The following is an 18,163-nucleotide window of genomic DNA, read 5'->3' as shown; positions in this document are numbered from 1 at the left end:
GGTCTGATGTCCTCACCCGGGCCCTCTCCCACAGGGAGAGGGAGAAAACATGATGCCCTTACCCTGCGGGAGAGGGAGAAAACCGTACGCAAAACCGCTGCTTGCGGCGGTAAGCGTAGACGTCTTCCACATGTCCGTTTTTAATCCGCGTTTGCAGCCCGCGCCAGTAGCTGGCCCGAAACAGGTCGGCATGCATCTCTTCAAATAACGGTGCAATGCGCGGGTCCGCACATAGCCAGTGGCGAAACTCTTCGGGAAACACATCACCCGGCGAAACGCTGTACCACGGCTCGGCGGAAAGCTCGTCATCCGGATACCGGGGCGGCGGTATGTCGCGGAAATTCACCTCGGTCATATAGCAAATTTCATCGTAATCGTAGAACACAACCCGCCCGTGGCGGGTGACGCCGAAGTTTTTAAACAGCATATCGCCCGGAAAAATATTGGCGGCGGCAAGCTGGCGAATCGCGTTGCCGTACTCCTCAATGGCATCACGCAGTGCCTGGCCTTTGGACTGCTCCAGCCAGATATTCAGCGGCACCATGCGGCGCTCTATATAGAGATGGCTTATCACGATTTTGTCACCAAGATCGGTGATTTTGCCGGAGGCTTCCTGCATTAACAGCGACATGAGCGCCGGGTCGATTTGCTGCTTGTCCAGCACAAAGTTTTCAAACTCCTGGGTATCGGCCATGCGCCCGACGCGATCGTGCTCTTTAACCAGCTGGTAGCAGGCGCGAACGTGGGCTGCGGTCATCTCTTTCTGCGGGGCGAATCTATCCTTAATCACCTTAAACACCCGGTCAAAGCCCGGGAGCGTGAAGACCAGCATCACCATGCCGCGGATTCCCGGCGCTTCGATAAACTGCTCATCGGCCGTCGTGACGTACCGCAGATACTCCCGGTAGCTTTCCGTTTTGGCGTGCTTCTGGCAGCCAATCGCCATATACAGCTCGGCGGTGGTTTTGCCCGGCAGGATCTCCCGCAGCCACTCCACCAGCGCGGCGGGCAGCGGGGCGTAAACCATAAAGTAGGAGCGGGCGAAGCCAAATACGATACTGGCCTCGGCGCTGGTGGTCAGGCAGGTATCGACAAACAGTTCGCCCTCGTCGGTACGGTGGATGGGTAACAGAAACGGCACGATGGCTGTTGGCGTAACCAGTTTGCCGACCAGCCAGGCGGCTTTATTGCGGTAGAATAGCTCGTTGGCCACCTGCAAATGGCTGCGGCTGAGCACCTGCCCGCCGAAGGTTTCGCTGAGATGCGCATGGATATAGCCGACATCACGGGATTTATTCTCCCAGGGCAGACGCAGCGGCAAATCCGTTAAGATGCGGTGCAGCAGCTTTTCCCATCCGCGGTCGGGGAAAAAATCTTTCGCCAGCGGGCGCGGAATGGTACGAAAGCGTCGCTCGGGCTGGGAGCTGAAGATAAATAACCGCTCAGGAGATAACGAGCGGTGGTCAAATAACCGGCAATAGACGGAGTTAAAAAAACTCTCCGCAATTTCGAAGCGAGGGTAGTCGGGTAACAAATGGGTGTAGTGCTCTTTGACGCGCAGTAAAAATTCCGCATCAGGACTTTTACCGTCGGTAATACAGCGCAGCTGCTCCACCACCAGACCCACGTGGTGGTCATAAAGATGGATACGCTGCTTCATGGCCTGCTGAACCGCATGCCAGTCTGCATGTTCGAAGCGCTGCTGCGCGCCGGATGTCACTTCAAGAAAACGGCCATACTGGGCATCGAAGCCCTGCAAAATGGTTTGGGCAATCAGTAATTCCAGGCCACGCGACATAGATTTCCCCTCACCCCTCACCCCGGCCCTCTCCCCGGAGGGGAGAGGGAGAAAACAGATCCGCACCAGACCATCCCCTCTCCCTTTCGGGGGAGGGTTAGGGTGAGGGAAAAAATTAGAACTGCGCTTCTTCAGTTGACCCCGTTAAGGCGGTGACGGAGGAGGTGCCACCCTGAATGATAGTGGTCACGTTATCGAAATAGCCCGTCCCGACTTCCTGTTGGTGCGAGACGAAGGTATAGCCCTCTTTACCCGCGGCGAATTCCGGCTGCTGCACCTTCTCAACATAGTGCTTCATGCCTTCGCCCTGCGCGTAGGCGTGCGCCAGGTCGAACATGTTGAACCACATGCTGTGGATACCCGCCAGGGTGATGAACTGGTACTTGTAGCCCATATCCGACAGCTGCTGCTGGAAGCTGGCGATGGTGGTATCGTCCAGATTCTTTTGCCAGTTGAAGGATGGCGAGCAGTTATAGGCCAGCAGCTTGCCCGGATATTTCGCATGAATGGCGTCGGCAAAGCGCTTCGCCAGCGCCAGATCCGGCGTGGAGGTTTCACACCAGACCAGATCGGCATACGGCGCATACGCCAGGCCGCGGCTGATCGCCTGTTCGATACCGGCATGGGTGCGGTAGAACCCTTCGCTGGTGCGCTCGCCGGTGATGAACTCGCTGTCGTACGGGTCACAGTCAGAGGTGATCAGATCCGCCGCGTCTGCATCGGTACGGGCAATAACCAGCGTTGGCACGCCGAGCACGTCCGCGGCCAGACGCGCGGCAACCAGCTTCTGAATCGCTTCCTGGGTCGGCACCAGCACTTTCCCGCCCATGTGGCCGCACTTCTTCACCGACGCCAGCTGATCCTCGAAGTGAACGGCCGCTGCACCAGCCTCAATCATCGATTTCATCAGCTCGAAGGCGTTCAGCACGCCGCCGAAACCGGCTTCCGCGTCCGCGACGATCGGCAGGAAGTAGTCAATAAAGCGCGGATCGTTAGGTTCGATACCCGCGGCCCACTGGATCTGATCCGCACGGCGGAAGGTATTGTTGATCCGATCCACCACCGACGGTACGGAGTTAGCCGGGTAGAGGGACTGATCCGGGTACATGCTGGAGGCCAGGTTGGCGTCAGCCGCAACCTGCCAGCCGGAGAGATAGATAGCCTCAATGCCGGCCTTCGCCTGCTGCAGCGCCTGACCGCCGGTCAGCGCACCGAGGCTGTTGATATAGCCCTTTCTGGCGCCCCCGTGCAGCAGATCCCACATTTTCGCCGCGCCGTTCTGCGCCAGCGTGCATTCCGGGTTAACCGAGCCGCGTAACTTCACCACTTCCTCTGCGCTAAAGGGACGGCGGATGCCTTCCCAGCGTGGTTGAGTCCACTCTTTCTGTAATTCTTCGATTTGTTGGGTACGGGTTTTCATGTGCAGATGCTCCATATTGTTATGTGGTGAATTACGCCAGGAAGCGGTAGCCCGGCAGGGTCAGGAAGTCGATTAACTCATCCGACGTGGTGATTTGCTCCATCAGGCGCGCGGCATCGTCAAAGCGCCCGCTGCTGAAGCGATGCTCGCCCAGCTCGTCCTGGATCACCCGCATCTCTTCGGCCAGCATCTGGCGGAACAGTGCTTTCGTTACCGGTTTTCCGTTGCTGAGCGTTTTTTGATGGTGGATCCACTGCCAGATTGAGGTACGTGAAATTTCCGCCGTCGCCGCATCTTCCATCAGGCCGTAGATTGGCACGCAGCCGTTACCGGAAATCCACGCTTCGATGTACTGAACAGCGACGCGAATGTTAGCGCGCATTCCCTCTTCCGTTCGTTCACCCGCACACGGTGCCAGCAGGTGTTCTTCAGCGATGGGGGCATCGTCTTCACGCGTAACAAAAAGCTGGTTTTTATTGTCACCCAGCACGCGGTTGAAAACCTCCATCGCCGTATCGGCCAGGCCCGGGTGAGCGATCCACGTCCCGTCATGGCCGTTGCGGGCTTCCAGCTCTTTATCGGCTTTCACCTTGTTGAGCACCTGATTGTTGCGTTCCGCGTCTTTGCTCGGGATAAAGGCCGCCATGCCGCCCATCGCAAACGCGCCGCGTTTGTGACAGGTTTTGATCAGCAGGCGCGAGTAAGCGCTGAGGAACGGCTTATCCATAGTGACGACCTGGCGATCCGGCAGCACCCGATCGGCGTGATTTTTCAGGGTCTTGATATAGCTGAAAATGTAGTCCCAGCGACCGCAGTTCAGGCCCACAATGTGGTCGCGCAGCGCGTGAAGGATCTCGTGCATCTGGAATACGGCAGGCAGGGTTTCAATCAGCAGCGTGGCCTTAATGGTGCCGCGCGGCAGGTTGAAGCGGTCTTCTGCGTAGCTGAACACTTCACTCCACCACGCCGCTTCCTGCCAGGACTGGGTTTTCGGCAGATAGAAATAGGGTCCGCTGCCTTTCGCCAGCAGGTTTTTATGGTTGTGGAAGAAGTAGAGCGCAAAGTCGAACAGGCTGCCCGGAATCGCTTCTCCGCGCCACGTGACGTGTTTTTCAGGCAAATGCAGACCGCGTACGCGGCAGACCAGCACTGCCGGATTAGGTTTGAGCTGGTAAATTTTACCGGCTTCATTGGTATAGCTGATGGTACCGTTTACGGCATCGCGCAGGTTGATCTGCCCGTCGATAACTTTCCGCCAGTCCGGCGCGAGGGAGTCTTCGAAGTCCGCCATAAACACTTTGACGTTCGCATTCATGGCGTTGATCACCATCTTACGCTCTACCGGACCGGTGATCTCGACGCGACGATCCTGTAAATCTTCAGGTATACCGCGGATTTTCCATTCACCCTGCCTAATGGAAGCGGTTTCCGAAATAAAACCAGGCAACTTGCCGTTATCGATTTCCTGCTGTTGATGAATGCGTGCCGCCAGCAGCTTGTTGCGCTGCGGGGTAAAGCGGGTCACCAGCTCAGTCAAAAATTCGACGGCTTCTGTCGTTAAAACGTGTTGTTCCTGCTCGCCGTGTGGCTGGGTAAAGGCCAGTTCATCCGCAGTGGTTGCCTGTTGATTCATTACGCTGCTCCTCGTCAAAGATCCAAATTCACGCTCCCGATGCGAGCGAAAGATCGTTGTGTAGTTTTCGCTCAGCAGAATTAAGACTATCTATATTTTCTCCAAAATCAAAAACAATTTCCATTTTAATAAAATATTGTAGATAACCTGTTGATTAACATTGAATTAAAATTTCATTGCTTGTTGAGCGGTATTTCGGAAATAAAAAAGGCACCCGAAGGTGCCTGTTTTGAACAGCTGAAACGCTTTAGGATCGTTTAACGCAGAAGATTACTCCAGCGTCGGATTCATGTGGCGCAGATCGTATGGCGTGATTTGGTAGACGTAATAGTTGAGCCAGTTGGTAAACAGTAAATTGCCATGGCTGCGCCAGGTAGCTCTGGGTTTGTTCTGCGGATCGTTTTTTGGGAAATAGTTGTACGGCACTTCAGGATTAAGGCCCGCTTCGACATCACGGAAATACTCTGACGCGAGGGTGTCCGGATCGTATTCCGGATGGCCAGTCACAAACGCGATGCGCTTGTCCCGGCTGGCAAACAGGTAAGCATCGCCCTCTTCCGTTTCGGCCAGGATCTCCAGATCGGTGTAATCGCGGATCAGCTGCGCCGGGAAATCAGCATAGCGGGAGTGCGGTGCCAGGAAGGAGTCATCGAAACCGCGCGTCAGCAGCGCGTGAGGGTGAATAATGTGGTGTTCATAAACGCCAGAAAGCTTTTCGGTTCGGGTTTGCTTAGGGATGCCGTAGAGAATATTCAACGCGGCCTGGACTGCCCAGCAGACAAATAGTGTGGACGTGACGTGATCTTTTGCCCACTCCAGCACCTGCCTGATCTGCGGCCAGTAGGCAACGTCATTAAATTCTACCAGCCCCAGCGGAGCGCCGGTGACGATCAACCCGTCGAAGTTCTCCTCGCGAATGTCGTCAAAATTACAGTAGAAGTTATTCAGATGCTCAGCAGGCGTATTCCGCGATTCACGCGCGTCAATGCGCAGCAGCTGGATATCAACCTGAAGCGGAGAGTTCGAAAGCAAACGCAGGAACTGGTTCTCCGTTTCGATCTTCTTTGGCATCAGATTAAGAATCAGTACCTTCAGCGGGCGAATTTCCTGACCTGTAGCGCGTGAAGCCGTCATCACAAAGACGTTTTCTTCACGTAAGAAATTGACGGCTGGTAGCTCGTCCTGCACCCGAATCGGCATAACCTTAAATCCTCACAGCATACGTATAAACGTTTAGACATCCAGACAGCTAACGATAACCAGATTTGGCTGGAATGTCGAGTCTGCAAGCGAAAGGTGAGAAAGTTTCAAGGAGGGGATGGTGCGGTCTGAAGGCCTCTTTCACAGGAAGAGAGGAAAGCCCAAAGCAAAAAACCCCGCACCTTACGGTACGGGGTTCTTCTAATTGATGCCTGGCAGTTCCCTACTCTCACATGGGGAGACCCCACACTACCATCGGCGCTACGGCGTTTCACTTCTGAGTTCGGCATGGGGTCAGGTGGGACCACCGCGCTAAAGCCGCCAGGCAAATTCTGTTAATCTGTATCAGGCTGAAAATCTGTCTCTTCGCCAAAACATCTTCGGCGTTGTAAGGTTAAGCCTCACGGTTCATTAGTATCGGTTAGCTCAACGCATCGCTGCGCTTACACACCCGACCTATCAACGTCATAGTCTTTAACGTTCCTTCAGGAGACTTAAAGTCTCAGGGAGAACTCATCTCGGGGCAAGTTTCGTGCTTAGATGCTTTCAGCACTTATCTCTTCCGCATTTAGCTACCGGGCAGTGCCATTGGCATGACAACCCGAACACCAGTGATGCGTCCACTCCGGTCCTCTCGTACTAGGAGCAGCCCCCCTCAATTCTCCAGCGCCCACGGCAGATAGGGACCGAACTGTCTCACGACGTTCTAAACCCAGCTCGCGTACCACTTTAAATGGCGAACAGCCATACCCTTGGGACCTACTTCAGCCCCAGGATGTGATGAGCCGACATCGAGGTGCCAAACACCGCCGTCGATATGAACTCTTGGGCGGTATCAGCCTGTTATCCCCGGAGTACCTTTTATCCGTTGAGCGATGGCCCTTCCATTCAGAACCACCGGATCACTATGACCTGCTTTCGCACCTGCTCGCGCCGTCACGCTCGCAGTCAAGCTGGCTTATGCCATTGCACTAACCTCCTGATGTCCGACCAGGATTAGCCAACCTTCGTGCTCCTCCGTTACTCTTTGGGAGGAGACCGCCCCAGTCAAACTACCCACCAGACACTGTCCGCAACCCGGATCACGGGTCTACGTTAGAACACCAGCCATTAAAGGGTGGTATTTCAAGGGCGGCTCCACGCAGACTGGCGTCCACGCTTCAAAGCCTCCCACCTATCCTACACATCAAGGACCAGTGTTCAGTGTCAAGCTATAGTAAAGGTTCACGGGGTCTTTCCGTCTTGCCGCGGGTACACTGCATCTTCACAGCGAGTTCAATTTCACTGAGTCTCGGGTGGAGACAGCCTGGCCATCATTACGCCATTCGTGCAGGTCGGAACTTACCCGACAAGGAATTTCGCTACCTTAGGACCGTTATAGTTACGGCCGCCGTTTACCGGGGCTTCGATCAAGAGCTTCGCGTTGCCGCTAACCCCATCAATTAACCTTCCGGCACCGGGCAGGCGTCACACCGTATACGTCCACTTTCGTGTTTGCACAGTGCTGTGTTTTTAATAAACAGTTGCAGCCAGCTGGTATCTTCGACTGATTTCAGCTCCACCCGCAGGGGCTTCACCTACATATCAGCGTGCCTTCTCCCGAAGTTACGGCACCATTTTGCCTAGTTCCTTCACCCGAGTTCTCTCAAGCGCCTTGGTATTCTCTACCTGACCACCTGTGTCGGTTTGGGGTACGATTTCGTGTTACCTGATGCTTAGAGGCTTTTCCTGGAAGCAGGGCATTTGTTACTTCAGCACCGTAGTGCCTCGTCGTCACACCTCAGCGTTAAAAGGTACCGGATTTACCTGGAACCTCCGCCTACATGCTTAAACCGGGACAACCGTCGCCCGGCTAACATAGCCTTCTCCGTCCCCCCTTCGCAGTAACACCAAGTACAGGAATATTAACCTGTTTCCCATCGACTACGCCTTTCGGCCTCGCCTTAGGGGTCGACTCACCCTGCCCCGATTAACGTTGGACAGGAACCCTTGGTCTTCCGGCGAGCGGGCTTTTCACCCGCTTTATCGTTACTTATGTCAGCATTCGCACTTCTGATACCTCCAGCATGCCTCACAGCACACCTTCAACGGCTTACAGAACGCTCCCCTACCCAACAACACATAGTGTCGCTGCCGCAGCTTCGGTGCATGGTTTAGCCCCGTTACATCTTCCGCGCAGGCCGACTCGACCAGTGAGCTATTACGCTTTCTTTAAATGATGGCTGCTTCTAAGCCAACATCCTGGCTGTCTGTGCCTTCCCACATCGTTTCCCACTTAACCATGACTTTGGGACCTTAGCTGGCGGTCTGGGTTGTTTCCCTCTTCACGACGGACGTTAGCACCCGCCGTGTGTCTCCCGTGATAACATTCTTCGGTATTCGTAGTTTGCATCGGGTTGGTAAGCCGGGATGGCCCCCTAGCCGAAACAGTGCTCTACCCCCGAAGATGAGTTCACGAGGCGCTACCTAAATAGCTTTCGGGGAGAACCAGCTATCTCCCGGTTTGATTGGCCTTTCACCCCCAGCCACAGGTCATCCGCTAATTTTTCAACATTAGTCGGTTCGGTCCTCCAGTTAGTGTTACCCAACCTTCAACCTGCCCATGGCTAGATCACCGGGTTTCGGGTCTATACCCTGCAACTTAACGCCCAGTTAAGACTCGGTTTCCCTTCGGCTCCCCTATACGGTTAACCTTGCTACAGAATATAAGTCGCTGACCCATTATACAAAAGGTACGCAGTCACCCCATAAAGAGGCTCCCACTGCTTGTACGTACACGGTTTCAGGTTCTTTTTCACTCCCCTCGCCGGGGTTCTTTTCGCCTTTCCCTCACGGTACTGGTTCACTATCGGTCAGTCAGGAGTATTTAGCCTTGGAGGATGGTCCCCCCATATTCAGACAGGATACCACGTGTCCCGCCCTACTCTTCGAGTTCACAGCATGTGTGCTTTCGTGTACGGGACTATCACCCTGTACCGTCGGACTTTCCAGACCGTTCCACTAACACACAAGCTGATTCAGACTCCGGGCTGCTCCCCGTTCGCTCGCCGCTACTGGGGGAATCTCGGTTGATTTCTTTTCCTCGGGGTACTTAGATGTTTCAGTTCCCCCGGTTCGCCTCGTTAGCCTATGTATTCAGCTAACGATAGTGCAACGGATTGCACTGGGTTTCCCCATTCGGACATCGCCGGGTCAAGGGTTCATATCACCTCGCCGGCGCTTTTCGCAGATTAGCACGTCCTTCATCGCCTCTGACTGCCAGGGCATCCACCGTGTACGCTTAGTCGCTTAACCTCACAACCCGAAGATGTTTCACTTCTGATTGCGAAAATTTGAGAGACTCGAACACACATGAGCTGTGTGTCGTTTCAATTTTCAGCTTGATCCAGATTTTTAAAGAGCAAAACTTCTTAATGCACTCGAAAGTACATTCAGAAGTTCATCATTCATCAGACAATCTGTGTGAGCACTGCAAAGGCAGGTTCTTTAAGGTAAGGAGGTGATCCAACCGCAGGTTCCCCTACGGTTACCTTGTTACGACTTCACCCCAGTCATGAATCACAAAGTGGTAAGCGCCCTCCCGAAGGTTAAGCTACCTACTTCTTTTGCAACCCACTCCCATGGTGTGACGGGCGGTGTGTACAAGGCCCGGGAACGTATTCACCGTAGCATTCTGATCTACGATTACTAGCGATTCCGACTTCATGGAGTCGAGTTGCAGACTCCAATCCGGACTACGACGCACTTTATGAGGTCCGCTTGCTCTCGCGAGGTCGCTTCTCTTTGTATGCGCCATTGTAGCACGTGTGTAGCCCTACTCGTAAGGGCCATGATGACTTGACGTCATCCCCACCTTCCTCCAGTTTATCACTGGCAGTCTCCTTTGAGTTCCCGGCCTAACCGCTGGCAACAAAGGATAAGGGTTGCGCTCGTTGCGGGACTTAACCCAACATTTCACAACACGAGCTGACGACAGCCATGCAGCACCTGTCTCAGAGTTCCCGAAGGCACCAAAGCATCTCTGCTAAGTTCTCTGGATGTCAAGAGTAGGTAAGGTTCTTCGCGTTGCATCGAATTAAACCACATGCTCCACCGCTTGTGCGGGCCCCCGTCAATTCATTTGAGTTTTAACCTTGCGGCCGTACTCCCCAGGCGGTCGACTTAACGCGTTAGCTCCGGAAGCCACGCCTCAAGGGCACAACCTCCAAGTCGACATCGTTTACGGCGTGGACTACCAGGGTATCTAATCCTGTTTGCTCCCCACGCTTTCGCACCTGAGCGTCAGTCTTTGTCCAGGGGGCCGCCTTCGCCACCGGTATTCCTCCAGATCTCTACGCATTTCACCGCTACACCTGGAATTCTACCCCCCTCTACAAGACTCTAGCCTGCCAGTTTCGAATGCAGTTCCCAGGTTGAGCCCGGGGATTTCACATCCGACTTGACAGACCGCCTGCGTGCGCTTTACGCCCAGTAATTCCGATTAACGCTTGCACCCTCCGTATTACCGCGGCTGCTGGCACGGAGTTAGCCGGTGCTTCTTCTGCGGGTAACGTCAATCGGCAAGGTTATTAACCTTACCGCCTTCCTCCCCGCTGAAAGTGCTTTACAACCCGAAGGCCTTCTTCACACACGCGGCATGGCTGCATCAGGCTTGCGCCCATTGTGCAATATTCCCCACTGCTGCCTCCCGTAGGAGTCTGGACCGTGTCTCAGTTCCAGTGTGGCTGGTCATCCTCTCAGACCAGCTAGGGATCGTCGCCTAGGTGAGCCGTTACCCCACCTACTAGCTAATCCCATCTGGGCACATCCGATGGCAAGAGGCCCGAAGGTCCCCCTCTTTGGTCTTGCGACGTTATGCGGTATTAGCTACCGTTTCCAGTAGTTATCCCCCTCCATCAGGCAGTTTCCCAGACATTACTCACCCGTCCGCCACTCGTCAGCAAAGCAGCAAGCTGCTTCCTGTTACCGTTCGACTTGCATGTGTTAGGCCTGCCGCCAGCGTTCAATCTGAGCCATGATCAAACTCTTCAATTTAAGTTTGATGCTCGTGAATTAAACTTCGTAATGAATTACGTATGTTCACTCAGAGACTTGGTATTCATTTTTCGTCTTGCGACGTTAAGAATCCATGTCACTTTGAGTGCCCACACAGATTGTCTGATAAATTGTTAAAGAGCAGTTGCAACGCGGCTTTCGCTCACCGTTGCGAGGTGGCGTATATTACGCTTTCCTCTTTCAGAGTCAACCCGTTATTTCAGGATTTTTTCTCTTCAGCCGACCGGGCTGTTTGTGAAGTGATTCACATCCGCCGTGTCGATGGAGGCGCATTATAGGGAGTTCTCCGCAGGCCGCAACCGCTAAATGACAGAAAAATGACTGACTGCTGCATTCCCCAGCAAAACCCCGCCTTATACCCTTTTACGCACAGAGTTATCCACAGCGCTTCGAAAAAGTGAAAATATGCGAGCGTTGCGCAAACGTTTTCGTTAAAATGCTCGCGCCTAACAAGGATGCCCCGTCAGGTGTGTTAGATGAGTTTTTCGCGGGAAAATTCATCTAACGCTCTCTGTAATCGTGAAATCCAGGGGATTTACCATGCAACAACGTCGTCCAGTCCGCCGCGCTCTGCTCAGTGTTTCTGATAAAGCCGGTATCGTCGAATTCGCTCAGGCACTTTCCGCACGTGGTGTGGAGCTGCTTTCTACAGGTGGCACCGCGCGCCTGTTAGCAGATAAAGGTCTGCCGGTAACCGAAGTGTCCGACTACACCGGTTTCCCGGAAATGATGGATGGACGCGTCAAAACCCTGCACCCGAAAGTGCACGGAGGTATTCTTGGCCGTCGCGGTCAGGACGACGGCATTATGGAACAGCATGACATCGCGCCAATCGACATGGTTGTCGTTAACCTCTATCCATTTGCCCAGACCGTAGCCCGCGAAGGCTGCACCCTGGAAGATGCGGTTGAGAATATCGACATCGGCGGTCCGACCATGGTGCGCTCTGCCGCCAAGAACCATAAAGATGTAGCCATTGTGGTGAAGAGCAGCGACTACAACACCATTATTAATGAGATAGACGCCAACGAAGGGTCGCTGACCCTGGCAACGCGTTTCGACCTCGCCATCAAAGCCTTCGAACACACCGCCGCGTACGACAGCATGATTGCCAACTACTTCGGTAGCCTGGTGCCTGCTTACCACGGTGAAAGCAAAGATCCTTCCGGCCGCTTCCCGCGCACGCTGAACCTGAACTTCATTAAGAAACAGGATATGCGTTACGGTGAGAACAGCCACCAGCAGGCTGCCTTCTATATAGAAGAAGAGGTAAAAGAAGCTTCTGTCGCAACCGCTCAGCAGGTTCAGGGCAAAGCGCTCTCCTATAACAACATTGCCGACACCGACGCTGCGCTGGAATGCGTGAAAGAGTTCAGCGAGCCGGCCTGCGTTATCGTCAAGCACGCCAACCCATGCGGCGTTGCCGTGAGCACCTCTATCCTTGACGCTTACGATCGCGCCTACAAAACCGACCCGACCTCCGCGTTTGGCGGCATTATCGCCTTCAACCGCGAGCTGGATGCCGAAACCGCACAGGCCATCATCTCCCGCCAGTTTGTCGAAGTGATCATCGCGCCGTCCGCATCAGAAGAAGCGCTGAAAATCACCGCTGCGAAACAGAACGTGCGCGTGCTGGTTTGCGGCCAGTGGGCAGAACGCGTGCCGGGCCTGGACTTCAAGCGCGTGAACGGTGGCCTGCTGGTTCAGGATCGCGATCTGGGTATGGTGACGGAAGCCGACCTGCGCGTGGTGACCAAACGCCAGCCGACCGAGCAGGAGCTGCGCGACGCGCTGTTCTGCTGGAAGGTGGCGAAGTTCGTGAAATCCAACGCCATTGTCTACGCGAAAGAGAACATGACCATCGGGATAGGTGCAGGCCAGATGAGCCGCGTTTACTCTGCGAAAATTGCCGGTATCAAAGCAGGTGACGAAGGTCTGGAAGTGAAAGGCTCCGCCATGGCCTCTGACGCCTTCTTCCCGTTCCGCGACGGCATCGATGCGGCCGCTGCGGTGGGCATCACCTGCGTGATCCAGCCTGGCGGCTCAATCCGCGACGACGAAGTGATTGCCGCCGCCGACGAACACGGCATCGCGATGATCTTCACCGACATGCGTCACTTCCGCCATTAATTCCCGGAGCAGAAAATGAAAGTATTAGTGATTGGCAACGGCGGGCGCGAGCACGCGCTGGCGTGGAAAGCGGCGCAGTCCCCGCAGGTTGAAACCGTCTTTGTGGCACCGGGTAACGCCGGTACCGCGCTTGAGCCCGCGCTGCAGAACGTCGCCATCGGCGTCACCGATATCCCCGCGCTGCTGAGTTTTGCTCAGCGCGAAAACATCGATCTGACTATTGTTGGTCCGGAAGCGCCGCTGGTGATCGGCGTGGTAGACGCCTTCCGCGCCGCTGGCCTGAAAATCTTTGGCCCAACGGAGGGTGCTGCCCAACTGGAGGGGTCGAAAGCCTTTACCAAAGATTTCCTGGCTCGCCATAACATCCCGACGGCGGAATACCAGAACTTCACAGAGGTGGAGCCCGCTCTGGCTTACCTGCGCGAAAAAGGCGCACCGATTGTCATTAAGGCCGACGGCCTGGCCGCCGGGAAAGGCGTGATCGTGGCGATGACGCTCGAAGAAGCCGAAGCCGCCGTTCACGATATGCTGGCCGGCAACGCCTTTGGCGATGCGGGTCACCGCATCGTGATTGAAGAGTTCCTCGACGGCGAAGAGGCGAGCTTTATCGTGATGGTCGACGGCGAGCACGTTCTGCCGATGGCCACCAGCCAGGATCACAAGCGCGTGGGTAATGGCGATACCGGCCCGAATACCGGCGGAATGGGTGCCTACTCCCCTGCTCCGGTGGTCACTGATGAAGTGCATCAGCGCACCATGGATCGCATTATCTGGCCAACCGTGAAAGGGATGGCGGCAGAAGGCAATACCTACACCGGTTTCCTCTATGCGGGCCTGATGATCGACAAGCAGGGCAATCCGAAGGTTATCGAATTCAACTGCCGCTTTGGCGATCCGGAAACGCAGCCGATCATGCTGCGCATGAAATCTGACCTGGTGGATCTGTGCCTGGCGGCCTGCGACGGCAAGCTGGACGAGAAAACCTCAGAGTGGGACGAGCGTGCATCGCTGGGCGTGGTGATTGCTGCGGGTGGTTATCCTGGCAACTACAACACCGGAGATGAGATCCACGGCCTGCCGCTGGAGGAAATTGACGGTGCGAAGGTGTTCCACGCCGGTACGACGCTGGCTGACGACGATCGCGTCCTGACCAACGGTGGCCGCGTGCTGTGCGCCACCGCGCTGGGTCACACCGTAGCAGAAGCACAAAAACGCGCCTATGCGCTGATGGCGGATATTCGCTGGAACGGCAGCTTCAGCCGTCAGGATATCGGCTATCGGGCGATTGCGCGGGAACAGGGCGAGTAATTTCCCCCTCACCCTAACCCTCTCCCCTCAGGGGAGAGGGAAATCAAATCAGAAACTCTTTTCTGTCGGCTGCCAGGTGCAAAAATCTTCGTTCGCCACCAGCAGCAGCTGTGAACCTTCCGGCGCCTCAAGCCACGCCACGCTCACTTCCATCGATGAATGCCGCTGACGGCGCTGAATATGTTCGGTTGCCCAGGATTCAAGGTCAGGCTTTACCGTCTGCCCTTCGCAGGTGGTCACCGTCCCATCGGTATGCCAGCGCCCCTGGCGCAGCACCACGCGGCCCTGACGCAGCGCATCGCTGGTCTGGCGGATTTGTTCAGCGCGGTAACGGTAGAGGGCGATCTGATCGCTGGAAAGCTGCTGTTTCTGACCGCTGGCTTCATGCTGCATAAAGCTCAGCTCGCCGTGGTCATCGAAACGCACTTTCACGTGTTCGGGGGTCTTGCTGTAGATGTTCAGCTCAATCAGCGTTAGCGCCTCGCCCTGCCAGCGATATTCTGCGGTCGAGGTATTGCCGCTATGCCACGGGCTGAATGCGGAAAGCAGGTGAACTTCATTGCTGGAGTCTTTACGCCAGATCCTTACCGCCCCCTGGTTGTCAGCGTAGCCGCTGGCGGTAAACGGAGGGAGTGAGGCATCGTGGCTACAGGCGGAAAGCAACAGCACGCCTGCCAGCGCGAGCGCGCCACGCCAGAATGACAAAAGGGGCGTTGCCGCCCCTTCGTTAAAACTGTTCACTGCCACGCGTCTTACTTAACTGCGTCTTTCAGTGCTTTACCAGAAACAAATGCCGGCACGTTAGCTGCGGCGATTTTGATTTCTTTACCGGTCTGCGGGTTGCGGCCAGTACGCTCAGCGCGGTGGTTCACTTTGAAGGTACCGAAACCAACCAGTTGTACAGCATCACCTTCTTTCAGAGACTCAGTAATAGCAGCCAGGGTAGATTCCAGAGCAGCTTTAGCCTGCACTTTAGACAGATCAGCCTTGTCCGCAATTACATCAATCAGTTGAGTCTTGTTCATAAGTTATCCTTTCAATGTGTTTATCGCTTGCTAAGCATCGAGTGCGACGAAAATGCCAAAAAAGCACTCTCCTGCATACACGCACCGATAGCCACTTTTTTTCGCCCCCCAAATGTAGACCAGACGGGGGGCGAAAGGGAAGAGTCGAGGAGTGACAAAACAGGCGTTAAATCACGTTTTGTTGTCTCATTGGTTAAAAATTATACCAATATTGCTCTCACCGGCCTCGCGCAGGTCCGCGCGCAGCCCTTTGATCAGCTCAATATCACGCTCTTCACACTCTGCCAGCAGGCGGAAAATCTCCCACTGAATGTCCCATTCTTGTTCCACCGCCGGGTTAGCACGCAGCTCATCGTCGGTCATTTCGCGGCCTTCCTGGGTCATTTCCAGCATCGCGACGGTAGTGATAGATGCCTTACTGACTTCAATGGCGTGTTCCAGGGTTTCACCGCTCAGACGGGAGTGGATTAGCTCGCTCAATGCCACACAGGCATCGATGGCCGGGTAAACACCATACAGGTCGTAATCATCCGCTGCCGGGATCGCCTCCTCCAGCTTTTCGAGCTGAGAGTCAAAATTCACCTTCGCGTCTTTGACCGTCAGCGTCTCCCAGATCAAATCCAGGATACGACGATAAATCTGGCCTTCGCCAAACTCCGTTTGCTTACAGAACGCGGCGTAGTTGGGATACATGCGCTCGCACAGGCAAGCCATAAAAGTCACGTGCTGCCAGCTTTCCAGCTTCTCAAGGCGCAGATGAATCGGGTTTTGTAGCATGATGATGTCTCGAATCGAAAATTAGCCGCAGTTTACCTGAATCACGGCTGAATTGCCTGCCATCGAACAAAAGCCGGTCGCGAGGAAGCGACGGCATCAGCCCAGCGCGTCGGCTCCGGTAAGCGGTAGCCCTTCATGCAGCGTTGTACCCACGCCAGCGCGCTGTCCATGCTCACACGGTGCCCGGTCGCGATAAACAGCGGATTGCAGCGCGCCTTACTGCGCCAGACCCACGCCAGCTGCTCGCCTTTATGGATAAGCGGCGCCAGCGCGCCCGGTTCAGCAGAGAGCGGCTCAAACGCGCCGCACAGGCGTTTTTTCGCCACGCCAATGGTAGGCACATCCACCAGCAGACCAAAGTGGCTGGCGACGCCCAGGCGGCGCGGGTGCGAAATACCGTGTCCGTCCACAAACAGCAGGTCCGGTTTTTGCGAGAGTTGCTCCCACGCGGCCAGCAGCGCCGGATATTCGCGGAAGGAGAGAAAGCCGGGGATGTAGGGCATCGTGGTGGCAATACGCGCCACCTTGTATTCCACCAGCTCCAGCGAAGGGTATTTCAGCACCACCATCGCCGCCCGCGTGACTTCACCGCCCTGCTCAAACCCGACGTCCGCCCCGCCAATGTACTGCGGGGGATCCTTATCCAGACGATCCTCGCGGATCACTGATGAAGCCAGTTCGATTTGCTGAGCGCGTAGCGACGCGAGATCCATACCTACTCCTTACCTGTGATACTGGGCTGAAAGCCGATGCACCGCCTCCACAAATACGCCTGCGTGTTCTGGCGGCACATCCTGATGAATGCCGTGGCCGAGGTTGAAGACGTGGCCTTCACCCTGGCCGAAACCAGACAGTATAGTCGACACTTCCTCTTCAATGCGGGCTGGCTGAGCATAGAGCATGGAGGGATCCATGTTGCCCTGAAGCGCGACTTTGTCGCCCACGCGACGGCGCGCATCCGCGATATCGGTGGTCCAGTCGAGGCCCAGCGCGTCGCAGCCGGTTGCCGCCATCGCTTCCAGCCACTGGCCGCCGCCTTTCGTGAACAGCGTCACCGGCACGCGGCGGCCTTCGTTTTCACGCAGCAGGCCATCGACGATTTTGTGCATGTAATACAGCGAGAACTGCTGATAATCACGCCCGGTCAGCACGCCGCCCCAGGTGTCGAAAATCATCACTGACTGCGCGCCCGCTTTGATCTGCGCGTTGAGATAGAGCGTGACGCTCTTCGCCAGCTTGTCGAGCAGCGTATGCAGCGCCTGCGGCTCGGCGTACATCATCTTTTTAATAACGGTAAAGGCTTTGCTGCTGCCGCCTTCCACCATGTAGGTTGCCAGCGTCCACGGGCTACCGGAGAAGCCAATCAGCGGCACTTCACCTTTCAGCTCGCGGCGAATGGTGCGCACGGCGTTCATCACGTAGCCCAGCTCGCCTTCCGGATCCGGGATCGGCAGCTTATCGACGTCGGCTTTGCTTTTAATCGGAGAGGTGAAGCGCGGACCTTCGCCGGTTTCAAAATAGAGTCCAAGGCCCATCGCGTCCGGAATGGTAAGAATGTCCGAAAAGAGAATGGCGGCATCGAGCGGGAAGCGGCGCAGCGGCTGGAGCGTCACTTCGCAGGCCAGCTCGGCGTTTTTGCACAGCGACATAAAATCGCCCGCCTGCGCGCGCGTGGCTTTATATTCTGGCAGATAGCGTCCCGCCTGGCGCATCATCCACACCGGGGTGACATCAACGGGCTGGCGCAGCAGCGCACGCAGATAACGATCGTTCTTCAGTTCGGTCATTTTGCAGTTCCTTATTGCGTCAGTCCGTCA

General features: G+C 55.5%; 11 protein-coding genes and 3 rRNA genes. 2 read left to right on the top strand and 12 right to left on the bottom strand.

Annotation, left to right across the window (positions count from 1 at the left end):
• Nucleotides 1-58 precede the first annotated feature (58 nt).
• The 7 genes from aceK to MOQ06_RS00500 all read right to left on the bottom strand — a co-directional run bounded on the left by aceK (nt 59) and on the right by MOQ06_RS00500 (nt 11,085).
• Nucleotides 59-1,798 (bottom strand): bifunctional isocitrate dehydrogenase kinase/phosphatase, encoded by a 1,740-nt coding sequence (aceK, locus tag MOQ06_RS00530; RefSeq protein WP_242169894.1) that lies wholly within the window; start codon nt 1,796-1,798, stop codon nt 59-61.
• Nucleotides 1,799-1,913: 115 nt separating this feature from the next.
• On the bottom strand, nt 1,914-3,218 hold the full coding sequence (gene aceA / locus MOQ06_RS00525; protein ID WP_242169891.1) for an isocitrate lyase: 1,305 nt from the start codon (nt 3,216-3,218) through the stop codon (nt 1,914-1,916).
• A gap of 31 nt (nt 3,219-3,249) precedes the next feature.
• A complete protein-coding gene (gene aceB / locus MOQ06_RS00520) occupies nt 3,250-4,851 on the bottom strand; it encodes a malate synthase A (RefSeq protein ID WP_242169888.1) in 1,602 nt (533 codons plus the stop codon).
• Between the two features lie 270 nt (nt 4,852-5,121).
• Nucleotides 5,122-6,051 (bottom strand): homoserine O-succinyltransferase, encoded by a 930-nt coding sequence (metA, locus tag MOQ06_RS00515; protein WP_176608978.1) that lies wholly within the window; start codon nt 6,049-6,051, stop codon nt 5,122-5,124.
• A 210-nt stretch (nt 6,052-6,261) separates the two neighbouring features.
• Nucleotides 6,262-6,377 (bottom strand): 5S ribosomal RNA (gene rrf / locus MOQ06_RS00510).
• A gap of 64 nt (nt 6,378-6,441) precedes the next feature.
• Nucleotides 6,442-9,345, bottom strand: a 23S ribosomal RNA gene (locus MOQ06_RS00505).
• A gap of 198 nt (nt 9,346-9,543) precedes the next feature.
• Nucleotides 9,544-11,085 (bottom strand): 16S ribosomal RNA (locus MOQ06_RS00500).
• The 16S, 23S and 5S rRNA genes sit together here, the layout of an rRNA operon.
• A gap of 561 nt (nt 11,086-11,646) precedes the next feature.
• On the opposite strand from MOQ06_RS00500, the gene purH reads away from it, so the two are divergent.
• Nucleotides 11,647-13,236 carry a bifunctional phosphoribosylaminoimidazolecarboxamide formyltransferase/IMP cyclohydrolase gene (purH, locus tag MOQ06_RS00495; RefSeq protein ID WP_242169884.1) on the top strand — a complete coding sequence of 530 codons (1,590 nt, stop codon included), beginning with the start codon at nt 11,647-11,649 and terminating at the stop codon, nt 13,234-13,236.
• Between the two features lie 15 nt (nt 13,237-13,251).
• A complete protein-coding gene (gene purD / locus MOQ06_RS00490) occupies nt 13,252-14,544 on the top strand; it encodes a phosphoribosylamine--glycine ligase (protein WP_242169865.1) in 1,293 nt (430 codons plus the stop codon).
• Between the two features lie 48 nt (nt 14,545-14,592).
• Here purD and MOQ06_RS00485 read toward each other — a convergent pair whose 3' ends face one another.
• The 5 genes from MOQ06_RS00485 to hemE form a co-directional block, all read right to left on the bottom strand.
• Nucleotides 14,593-15,285, bottom strand: a complete 693-nt coding sequence (locus MOQ06_RS00485) for a DUF1481 domain-containing protein (protein ID WP_148422716.1) — start codon at nt 15,283-15,285, stop codon at nt 14,593-14,595.
• A gap of 11 nt (nt 15,286-15,296) precedes the next feature.
• The gene (gene hupA, locus MOQ06_RS00480; protein ID WP_002445246.1) at nt 15,297-15,569 is read right to left on the bottom strand and encodes a nucleoid-associated protein HU-alpha; all 273 of its coding nucleotides are present in this window, start codon (nt 15,567-15,569) and stop codon (nt 15,297-15,299) included.
• Between the two features lie 186 nt (nt 15,570-15,755).
• Nucleotides 15,756-16,346 carry a YjaG family protein gene (locus MOQ06_RS00475; protein WP_148422703.1) on the bottom strand — a complete coding sequence of 197 codons (591 nt, stop codon included), beginning with the start codon at nt 16,344-16,346 and terminating at the stop codon, nt 15,756-15,758.
• Between the two features lie 41 nt (nt 16,347-16,387).
• Nucleotides 16,388-17,059: a deoxyribonuclease V gene (gene nfi, locus MOQ06_RS00470; protein ID WP_148422704.1), complete on the bottom strand. Its 672-nt coding sequence runs from the start codon at nt 17,057-17,059 to the stop codon at nt 16,388-16,390.
• Between the two features lie 9 nt (nt 17,060-17,068).
• A complete protein-coding gene (gene hemE / locus MOQ06_RS00465) occupies nt 17,069-18,133 on the bottom strand; it encodes a uroporphyrinogen decarboxylase (protein ID WP_148422705.1) in 1,065 nt (354 codons plus the stop codon).
• Nucleotides 18,134-18,163 lie beyond the last annotated feature (30 nt).

It is taken from the genome of Enterobacter sp. I4 (genome assembly GCF_022669095.1).
Taxonomy (GTDB): Bacteria; Pseudomonadota; Gammaproteobacteria; order Enterobacterales; family Enterobacteriaceae; genus Enterobacter; species Enterobacter pasteurii.
The sequence above is the reverse complement of the archived record's forward strand: the minus strand, read 5'-3'. Positions and strand labels throughout refer to the sequence as shown.

Excerpts from the sequence above, each read along its gene's own strand:
- MOQ06_RS00475 (WP_148422703.1), bottom strand. The coding sequence starts at position 16,346 with ATGCTACAAAACCCGATTCATCTGCGCCTTGAGAAGCTGGAAAGCTGG.
- aceA (WP_242169891.1), bottom strand. The coding sequence starts at position 3,218 with ATGAAAACCCGTACCCAACAAATCGAAGAATTACAGAAAGAGTGGACT.
- hemE (WP_148422705.1), bottom strand. The coding sequence starts at position 18,133 with ATGACCGAACTGAAGAACGATCGTTATCTGCGTGCGCTGCTGCGCCAG.
- aceB (WP_242169888.1), bottom strand. The coding sequence starts at position 4,851 with ATGAATCAACAGGCAACCACTGCGGATGAACTGGCCTTTACCCAGCCA.
- metA (WP_176608978.1), bottom strand. The coding sequence starts at position 6,051 with ATGCCGATTCGGGTGCAGGACGAGCTACCAGCCGTCAATTTCTTACGT.
- aceK (WP_242169894.1), bottom strand. The coding sequence starts at position 1,798 with ATGTCGCGTGGCCTGGAATTACTGATTGCCCAAACCATTTTGCAGGGC.
- purD (WP_242169865.1), top strand. The coding sequence starts at position 13,252 with ATGAAAGTATTAGTGATTGGCAACGGCGGGCGCGAGCACGCGCTGGCG.
- nfi (WP_148422704.1), bottom strand. The coding sequence starts at position 17,059 with ATGGATCTCGCGTCGCTACGCGCTCAGCAAATCGAACTGGCTTCATCA.
- hupA (WP_002445246.1), bottom strand. The coding sequence starts at position 15,569 with ATGAACAAGACTCAACTGATTGATGTAATTGCGGACAAGGCTGATCTG.
- purH (WP_242169884.1), top strand. The coding sequence starts at position 11,647 with ATGCAACAACGTCGTCCAGTCCGCCGCGCTCTGCTCAGTGTTTCTGAT.